The sequence below is a fragment of the Pseudomonas sp. FG47 genome, from assembly GCF_057809115.1.
The window spans coordinates 1-2,327 of record NZ_JBMDJI010000079.1; the positions used below are offsets into that span (position 1 = coordinate 1).

Annotated in this window: 2 protein-coding genes; both read left to right on the top strand. The window is 65.5% G+C overall.

Going from position 1 to position 2,327, the window contains the following annotated elements:
- The coding region (locus tag ACODS5_RS24595) for a phosphopantetheine-binding protein (RefSeq protein ID WP_489109878.1) at positions 1-752 on the top strand (752 nt) is incomplete at its 5' end.
- Positions 753-766: 14 nt separating this feature from the next.
- Positions 767-2,327 (top strand): condensation domain-containing protein (locus ACODS5_RS24600; RefSeq protein ID WP_489109879.1); only part of this gene is annotated, 1,561 nt, incomplete at its 3' end.

The following is a 2,327-nucleotide window of genomic DNA, read 5'->3' on the forward strand; positions in this document are numbered from 1 at the left end:
GGCTGACCGCCGAACGCTTCGTCACCAGCCCGTTCGGTGACGGTGCGCGGCTGTACCGCACCGGCGACCTGGCCAGCCAGCGCGCGGACGGGGTGATCGAATACCGCGGGCGAATCGACCACCAGGTGAAGATTCGCGGCCTGCGCATCGAGTTGGGCGAGATCGAAGCGCGCCTGCTGGAGCAGGCCATCGTGCGCGAAGCGGCGGTGCTGGCGGTGCCGGTGAACGGCAGCCTGCAATTGGTGGCCTACCTGGTGGCCGGCGACGAGGACAGCGCGGCACTGCGCGAAGTGCTTAAGGCGCAACTGCCGGACTACATGGTGCCGACGCACTTCATCTACCTGCCGGCGTTGCCGGTGAGCCCCAACGGCAAGCTGGAGCGCAAGGCGTTGCCGGCGCCGGACATGACCCAGCACCAGCGCGCCTACGTGGCACCCCAGGGCGAGCTGGAGCAAGGCATCGCGCAGATCTGGCAGCAGGTGCTGGGCATCGAGCAGATCGGCATGGACGACAGTTTCTTCGAACTGGGCGGCCATTCGCTGCTGGCCACCCAGGTCAGCGCGCGCATTCGCGAGCAACTGGCGGTCGAGGTGCCGCTGCGCGAACTGTTCGTCACTGCCGACCTGCGCGCCTATTGCGCCCGGGTCGAGGCCCTGCGCGGCGCGCTGCAACCCCTTCAGGATGAATTGGCTAAATCCTTGGAGGCCCTCAAACGTCTATCTGGAGCGGAACTTGAGAAGCTAATTTCTTAGTAAGGAGTACGGGTGTGCAAGAGTTGATCGGGGCGGTTGGACAACTGTCGCCAAAGGAACGCAAGGCGCTGGCGGTGCTGCTCAGGCAAAAAGGCATCAATCTCTTCAGCGTCGCCCCGATCTTCAAACGGCATGCCGAGGAGCCGTTGCTGCTGTCCTATGCCCAGGAGCGGCAATGGTTCCTCTGGCAGCTCGATCCGCAGAGCAGCGCCTACAACATACCCATGGCCTTGCGCTTGCAGGGCGAGCTCGATGTCGAGGCGCTGGAGCGCAGCTTCAGTGCCCTGGTCGAGCGCCATGAGACCTTGCGCACTCGTTTCGACGACAGTGGCGAACAGCCGTTGCAGGTCATCGAGCCGGCGTGGCCGATACAGCTGGAGCTTGAGCAATTGAGCGACGGCAGCGATCAGGCGATCCGCCGTCTGGTCGAGGCCGAGGCGCGTCGCCTGTTCGACCTACGCGAAGGCCCGCTGCTGCGGGTCAAGCTGGTGCGCCTGGACGAGCATGACCATGTGCTGGTATTGACCCAGCACCATAGCGTTTCCGATGGCTGGTCCTTGCAGATCCTGGTGCGTGAGCTGGTGGCGTTGTACCAGGGCTTGCGCGAAGGTCGGCCAGCGCAGTTGCCGCCCTTGCCGGTGCAGTACGCCGACTACGCCTCCTGGCAGCGCCAGTGGATGGAGTCGGGCGAGCGTGAGCGGCAGTTGGGCTACTGGCAGCAACTGTTGGGCGGCGAGCAGCCGCTGCTGGAGCTGCCTTTGGATCATGCTCGCCCGGCGGAGCAGCGCTTTGCCGGGGCGCGGCTGGCGATCGAGTTGGCGCCGGAGCGGGCGCGGCGCCTCAAGGCGTTGGCGCAGCGCGAGGGCGTGACGCTGTTCATGCTGTTGCTGGCGTCGTTCCAGGCGCTGTTGCACCGACTAAGTGGCCAGGACGACATCCGCGTCGGCGTGCCGGTGGCCAATCGCGGCCGGGTGGAGGTCGAACACCTGATCGGGTTCTTCGTCAACACCCAGGTAATGAAGGCCGATATCGAGCCGGGGCAGTCGTTCAAGGCGTTCCTGGCCCAGGTGCGTCAGCGTGTATTGCAGGCCCAGGATCACCAGGACCTGCCCTACGAGCAATTGGTCGAGGCGCTGCGCCCGCAGCGCACCCTCAGCCACAACCCGTTGTTCCAGGTGATGTTCAACCACCAGAGCGAAGGGCAGCGCTCGGGTGCCGAACAACAGTTGGGGGCGTTGGCGTTGCGCACTCTGGAGTGGGACAACGACACGGCCCAGTTCGACCTGGCGCTGAACACCTTCGAATCCGAGGCCGGCCTGGCGGCGAGCATGGTCTACGCCACCGATCTGTTCGAGCGGGCGACCATCGAGCGATTCGCCGCTGCCTGGCAGTGCCTGCTGGATGCCATTCTGGCTGATCCCGAGCAGCCGCTTGCCGGGCTGTCGTTGCTGGATGATGCGGCGCGCGAGCAAATAGTCGGGCAGTGGAATGCCACCGCCGTCGACTACCCGCTGGACCGTTCGATCCAGCAACTGATCGAAGCCCAGGTGGACCGCGCGCCAGAGGCCGAGGCCC